Here is a 7,341-nt window from a genome sequence, read left to right as displayed (position 1 = left end):
CTCGGTGCGCCGGCGGCGCCACTTGCGCACCGTCATGCGACTGATGCCGTAGCGCCGGGCCAGTTCCGGGTCGCTGACGCCGGCCGGCGCCTCCTGCAGTTCCTGCCGGATCCGGGGTGTGGTGCGGGCGTTGGAATGGATCGTACTCGCCATGCGGTCAGCCTCCCGTTCGCTCATCGGGCACAATACTCATCCACTCCCGGGCATGAAACAGGGGTGCCTTCTCTCGCGGTATGCAATCAGGCGAGACCTGACACCTAGACCACGATCGGCTCCTGTTCTGCCGTCGAAATCGTCTTCGGACGATGAGTCCGGTCTTCCACCTAGGCGCGCCGACGGCGCTCCTTCCGCACCGTCATGCGGCTGATGATGCAGTCGCGCCGGGCCAGTTCCGGATCGCAGGCGCCGGCCGGCGCATCCTGCAATCTCTGCAGGATCCGGGGAGTGGTGCGTGCGTTGAATTGGATCGTCCTTACCATGCGATCAAATCCCGTTCCCTCATCCGGCACACTACTCATCCACTCCCGGGCAAGAACCAGTAGTGTCTTTTTTCGCGGTATGGAATCACGCGACACCTGGCACCGATTGGCCCTCAGTGCTCGCTTGGGCCTCTGCCCCATCACTACTCACCCGCAAGCACCTCCTCGATATGTCGCTGCGATGCCGCCCCTATCTCTCGCACCTCTCCTCCTACGATGCGGAGATGGCCATTTCTTTTTTTGCACCTAGGAACCCAATGGATGGACACGGTCGCCCAAGCCTTTTGCGCCTCCAGAAGCCATTCTCTTATTTTATCATTACTATACGTAAAGGTCAGCCGCCGGCTCTCCATGCCCTCTAACTTATGCGAGAAGATCAATATCGCTGTCTCGTCTTCGTTGTCGACGTGCTTAACCGAGACGTCGTTCACCCTCCACTCAGACTCGCCCAGATAAACGCTCGCATCGTCCATGTAGACGATTTCCACCCCCTCCCCATCACCAAGCACGAGCTTGGCCTCGATTTTCCGACCGGAACCTCCATTCGCGTTTTTTCTTATGGCGTCCGCGGCTCGAGCGACGTAGTGCGGCGCTTGCACGACCCGATTGTTAATCCTTCGTACCGACCCTCCTCCACCCTCGATCACGACATCGGAGGGACGCGAATGAGACTGAGACAGCGCTAATGCCTCCGCTGTGTATCGGATCATGTCTCGGAGTTCCGCCCCTACTGTCTCGCCGCCATCAATCCAGTCGCGAGCATATAGCACTATTGCCAGGTACAGCGCTGTTCCCTCGCGAACGACATCCTCGAGCTGCACCGCCGACTCGTCGCCTTCCGCAGCACTTATCGTGGCGCGACACGCCATGAGCAGTGGCTCCATAGTCTTTCTGCACAATTGCAGCTGTCGCCGGGCCCTTGAATCGCTGTAAACCACATCCAGGTCCGTGGCACGACAGTCCATCACGTACTGTTCCGCCACTACGTAGTAGGTCTCTTCTTGAGCCTTGCCCATCGCGCAATCCCTCTTCGATATAAAGACGTCCCCCACCGGCTATGTGAGGCCATAGCCAGGGGATCCCAAGTTATCCCGAAAAAATGTCCCGACCATCACTGGGACATGTGGAATTGCGCAATACGATGGAGCGCGACGCCTTTACGTTCTACCGGATCATGAATGAAGTCCTACCATCGATCGCGCTTGGCTGGCTCTGCCGACCACCCTAGCCCCAGCCAATAGACTGCCCGTATCCTGCAGCTCGCTGATAGGGAACAGCCTTCACCTTCTTGAGGCGCCAGACACGTTTGTCTCACAGTCCAAAGCCAGAGTCAATATCACGACCGAATGCAATTCGACATCCGGCTCACCCAACGAGGATCAAGAGCGTACCTCCCACCGGACAATCCTCCCGGTTCAAAACTCACCTTGCAAAACCACCCCGGTCGCCTCTCGCCAATTCAACCCAACACGGACGCGCACAAATACGGCGAGGTGATATAGGGCGCGATGCAGCGTCTGGTGCGTACACGACTCGCTATTTGCCAGATCCGGACTGAGGCATACGCGCGCCTTTCGTCTTGAGGCAACCCCAGCAGCAGACAAGGGCAACGGAGCGTAACCCAAGAATTCCAGACCCAGTTCTTCAATCTTCGCAGCATCTAGGCTCTCTACACCATCATCCGGGGCGAGAACGCTACACGTAACGCTCCTATCAACGAGTCGAATCAAGTCGCGCAAGGCGCGCAGGTCCGACAAGTTTGTAACCAAAAGAAAATTAGGAGCCCGAAAAGAGTGAATCCACGCTTCCGTCCCTTGTCGCAACTCACGCCAGTCGGCAGCCGCAAGGTCTTGTGCGCACATCCGGTCCAACAGGCATTCCACTCGACGGTTCTCCTGTCTCGAAGGCCTTTTGGGCGCATCCCGTTTTGATTTCGGGACTGTCGACAAAATGGGGTCGCTGGAACGGCGATAAAGTCTGTAACGCTCATAACCCGATTCCCGCTCAAGGGCGTTCGCTGCGGCAACTACGGCTTGAACAGTCTCTTGGCTCATCATCAGTCGATCAGCAATTTGGGCGATCGCATAGTCGCTATATGCGTACTCTGTGACGATGCGATAGACGTCCATAGGTGTAACCGAATCGACAGCCGCGCCATCAGGAATATCGTCACAATCACCGTACGGAGCAGTTTGAACATCCGGAGTACCCACGGAAGAGAGCATCCATCTATGATCATTGCCCTTCCCACGGTTATGACGCACTCGGAGAGTCGAGTCGGAAACGCCGAGGGCGTATGCTGCTGCCGGTTCCGGCAGGCTTGGCGCTCGTCGTTGACTCCACTCGGCCGCGACGGAATCTAAACAGTGGACGTATGAGGCAATCGTCGTTTGCTCACTCGCATGCCCGACTGCAGTCGTGACCGACCGAAACGGGTGCCCCTTTTCATCACCGACCATCACGGCCACGTTTATACTCTGGTCCGGCCCTCTCAGCAGGGTTGGGCCATCGGGTCGCAGGACACCCTCAGCCATACGTGTGACCCATGTATGGCGTAGGTGATGATAGCGAATCCGCCAATCGCCCAGCACGGATCGCATCACGGAGTGGATCATTTGGGTCGCATCATGCCGCCCAATGAGTTCGCGCGTTCCAGCAGTCATACCCATCAAGGGTGTCAACGGATCACCCTTGAATGCCTGCTCTGAGGAATCGAGCAGTTTGCGCAGAACTCCGGCTTCAACCTCTGTTAGCGACTCCAACAACGGGATGACACGCACGCCCGAACGCGATTTCAGATCTCCGAAAACGTTGGGGCGGATGGTGAGAAATACTTCGGAAAAATCTTGGTCACCTTGCCAATCACGATACTGTAGGCGCCACGCCTCCGAAAAACGGAGATTAAACCTGTATCCGAGCAAGACAAGAACGGCGTATTGGGTTCTCAATGCTTCATTCAGACCAGAAAGCTGATTCAGGCACTGAAAAATCCGTAGATATTCTTCTTCCGTCAGCAGGTTGGCGTCGGAATATCTAGTCTCCATGCTGCGACCGGCCGATGCAGCGACAACGGACCAATCGGGCTCATCGACAGAGTACGCCTCGAAGAGGTAATCGTGGAACTCCAGAAGGCGCCCGAAGAGGTAATCGGCTTTTCCGCCGGGGGCATCGACCAGCGTATCCAGGTAGATCGTCTCGTATTGCAGAGAGTCCAAGGATAGAAACTCTCCATATTGACGGTTTGCATAAAGCGCGGTCGCCACAGTCATCAGATATTTCGTGATCGTGGAGTAAGCCAGATTGGCCTTTGATCGGGTACCTCTTTTGCACAAGGCTATCCCCCAGCTGGCGATTGAAAAGGCCAGCTGCGACCAGCCCGGAGCATGAATGAAGGATTCCTCCATACGCGCGGCAAGTGCCGCCTTCTGGGCTGAGTTCGGTCGGACATTTCCGACCGGGTCAGGCCTTCGAACTTGACTCGTACACGCACGAAGTGCGGATAGGAAGCGGCCTCCTTCGCCGGCTCGGCTTTTACCGGCCGCTGTGGCGACCGATGGCGCGCTTGCTGCGAATGACCGTTCCGGGGTACTGGGAGCAGGGGGCACCGACTCATGGAGGGCTTCCCCTCGATGCAGGCGCACCCATTGCGGCAGAGGCAGAGATACGGAAGGGACAGACCCGGTCACCGCCGCCGCGACGAGCCCGGGCATTTCGAGAGTCAGACCGCTCTGGACCAGCCCAGCCAGACCTTTCGTTGTGAGCCCAGCCTCCAAAGTATTGAGGAGGGCGTCGTGCGCCTTCGCAATTTCCGGATTCGTGGGCCATCGCGGGATGTCGTCGGCCGCAGTCCAGCTCGCCAGGCCCGCGAGCAAGTGCGTGCTGACCGGATCGGGGAACCAGCGATAGGTGGGCGAGCTCTCGGCTTCGGTCAGGGGTAAGTCAACGAATAGCTGCTGCTCGATCTTGTAGAGTCTCGAGGGAAGGGCGCGCTGGAGGCTATTTTGTCGGTCCTGGGGGAAGAGCCCCGAAAAGAGAGCGGCAGAGAGCCTGATTTCAGCGATGCGGCGTGCCACAGAGCAGCTGGCCCCTTCCTTGCCTTTGCCTTTCAGATATTCGACGAAGGCCTGTCGAAGTCGCTGCAGGCGCCGGTAACGGCGCAGCGTATCCTCCGCGAAGGGCGAAGGTTCCGGGGTCAATGATCGTACCGGGCGAGCCCGACGGAGTGCATCGGACCCACCGGGTAGACGACGGATGTAGCGATGGAACACCGCAATGCAGTGATCAGGTGGGATGCCGTGCGACTTGGCCAACGCCAACAGTTCCGACCAGGCAAGCTCGATCTGCTGCCGAGATGGACGCCCCGCCCCCTCATCAAACATCGACGAGAGTAGTTGGCGTACGATCGGTGCCGCTCGGGCGCGCCTCTTGTCTCGATCCATCCTTCGGCGGTGGTGACCGAAAGGCGGGTAAGGTGAGCCGGTGGGGACAGCATCGCCGTCCACCTCACGCCAGGCGGTTTCAGCACGGGGAGAGGCCTTGAGCGGCGGTGGAACACACTGCCAACCAGACCGCTGCAGCGCCTCCTCCAATGCCTGAGCGATGGGCTGCAAGGCATCGAGGACCGACACTGTAGAAGTTTTTCCGAGGGGGTGGTCCAATCCTTCGATGTGACCCAGTTGGAGTTCGGCCCAGTCCGCTCGGCGTGTCTGCCTGAAGATTTCTGTTGCTGTCGCATGCCGCCACAGACCGATGTGCAGGGGCCAAGAATCCGCTAGTCGGGTTTCCAGTTCGCTGGGTGAGGCCCGCCGCCAGGACCTCCCATCGGCCTCCAGGTAAAAAAACAGTGGGAGACCAGCGCGATTACGGTCCGTAAGGTCTCGAATCTCACTCGGCAGGCGGGCGTCACGCGTCTCGGCCAGCAACCTCGAGGGCATTTTCTTAAGGTGCTGGACATAAGCCTTGAGCTGGCCGCAAGCAATCGGCGGCAATGCAACCATGCGCCATTCCCGTTCATCGGCAACGACCTTATCGGAAATCAGAAGGAGCCCGAGCTTCGTCGAGAAGAGATCCAGATCGGGGAAAGGATCGATTACGGGCCGGTGCCCAGAAGCCAGAAACAGCAAAGTGAGGCAATAATCGACGTAAGCATTGTGGCGAATCACCACCGACTCGTTATGGTCGATGGCTTCGCGTAATCGGTGAGAAAGAGCCCTCTGAAGCGCCTCAAAAGCAGACCGAGACGGGTAGTAGCCTGTAATGCCTTCATTCATGACCGGTCCAGCATTCTTTTGGTGACCAGGCAATAAAGATCCACCAGATGGTCGACGTCGTGGGGCACATAGTAGGAAAGGATCGGGGGTGCGTCGGTCCGCTTGGCTGAAAGTTGGTGAACCGCAACGGAGTCTCGCGTCTCCAGCGAGATTTCCAGGCGTAACGCAGCCGCAATCCGCTCGAGACGGATACGGTTGTATCGGCCGCTATCACGCGCGATTTTCAGCTGTTGCCGAGTCTCGGCCATCAACTCGGCTTGGGAATATCCCAGGCTCTCTATCAATGGTGCCTCGTGGCCCGCACACCTTGACGTCAACCAGTCCTCCAAGGGTTGCGGCAAAGGCAGCTGGATTTCTTCTGCGACCGGCTCGAGGAAATCCTGCAGGCCTGAAGGCGGACGATAGCCATTTTCCGGAAGCTTCACCTCGCGCCGGTAGATGCCTCCGTCCCTCAAGTCCCCTGTCGGCCCAACCTGAAACTCAAGCACCGCTTCGATCAACTGGCCCGTCACATAGGACATCAGCAACACCGCGGACGCATCCGCCGCCAGCCTCGAATCCTCCTGCATACCCGACATCAAAGTCGTCACAAGACGCCGTCGTTCGTGAGGAGTGAATCGAGTAGGATCATTCGGCACCAACCGTTGCTGGCGAGTGATCCAGTGCCGCGATTGGCGCGCAACGGCATCCGCCACGGCATCAGAGAGATCCGGTTCCGCCTGATCCTCATCATGGAGGTCCACGGGCAGCGCAGTATATGTTTCCTGAGGAGGCTCAACCGAGTCGGGATCCGAGGGTGTTGGGACTCGTCGGGCGACGACCTCGGTGCCCGCCGGCGGTCTCAAGCCTGGCGCCGCTGTTCGACGCCTTTTGCGACGAGGCGTCTGGGTCGGACCCTGAGTTTCCTTTCGCTTGCCACTCCTTGCGGATCGTTTCTTGGCATGCCCCACCGCACCAATCAGGGAGAGGACATGCCTGGCGATCTGCTCGTGGGTATCAGGGATCCCAGCCTCGATCTTGGTGGTCAGGTGATCCTTGAGGGCCTGCACATTGGCTGGATAAGGAGACTGCTCAACGGGGAACCCACTGATGAACGCGCGGTGTTCGCTTTTCGGCGCGATCGCCTTACGTAGCTCATCCGCACTTTCCGCCGTACAGGCACGGGGGTCCGATAAAAGAGCCGCAATGTATAAGTTGCGCAGCGCTTCGGCCTGGGCCCGAATCTGTGGATGGGATCGCTGGAGAAGGAACGACGCGACAGCATATTCACTCACGCGGCCGTAAAGTGGATTCGCACTTCCTCCGCGTGTATCCCCCGCCGCTAATTGCCATCCCCTTTGCTGCCCTTGCTCCGCAATCCCGCGTAACGCCTCGGACCAGTGGCGCCGGGTGGTGGCGAGATGCTCTTCCCACTGAGGAGATTCGACGGCCTGAAGGAGCGTTTCGGTGAGATTCCGGTCGCCGGGAAAGTCATTGTCGATCCGACACACTGATGCGATCGTCTGCGCGACATCCGAAAAGTCAGGGTGCTGCATCGCATCGAGGATTACGGACAGCTGGGGCATAGGAAGCGCTCACTCTCTGCTATCCTC

Annotated in this window: 5 protein-coding genes; all 5 read right to left on the bottom strand. The window is 58.7% G+C overall.

Features of this window, described 5'->3' with window-relative positions; all coding sequences use genetic code 11:
• On the bottom strand, window positions 1–153 hold a 153-nt coding region (locus F620_RS14880), incomplete at its 3' end, for a helix-turn-helix domain-containing protein (RefSeq protein ID WP_196802048.1).
• A gap of 170 nt (window positions 154–323) precedes the next feature.
• Entirely contained in the window at window positions 324–479 is a 156-nt protein-coding gene (locus tag F620_RS15180) for a hypothetical protein (protein ID WP_155987016.1), read from the bottom strand.
• A 143-nt stretch (window positions 480–622) separates the two neighbouring features.
• On the bottom strand, window positions 623–1,495 hold the full coding sequence (locus F620_RS0112090; RefSeq protein WP_026331452.1) for a hypothetical protein: 873 nt from the start codon (window positions 1,493–1,495) through the stop codon (window positions 623–625).
• A gap of 399 nt (window positions 1,496–1,894) precedes the next feature.
• Complete coding sequence (locus F620_RS15175) at window positions 1,895–5,749, bottom strand: site-specific integrase (RefSeq protein ID WP_155987015.1); 3,855 nt, start codon at window positions 5,747–5,749, stop codon at window positions 1,895–1,897.
• Complete coding sequence (locus tag F620_RS15170; protein WP_155987014.1) at window positions 5,746–7,314, bottom strand: hypothetical protein; 1,569 nt, start codon at window positions 7,312–7,314, stop codon at window positions 5,746–5,748. The genes F620_RS15175 and F620_RS15170 overlap by 4 nt, the downstream gene beginning before the upstream one ends.
• Window positions 7,315–7,341 lie beyond the last annotated feature (27 nt).

The organism is Thioalkalivibrio sp. ALE11, assembly GCF_000381205.1.
Taxonomy (GTDB): domain Bacteria; phylum Pseudomonadota; class Gammaproteobacteria; order Ectothiorhodospirales; family Ectothiorhodospiraceae; genus Thioalkalivibrio.
The sequence above is the reverse complement of the archived record's forward strand: the minus strand, read 5'-3'. Positions and strand labels throughout refer to the sequence as shown.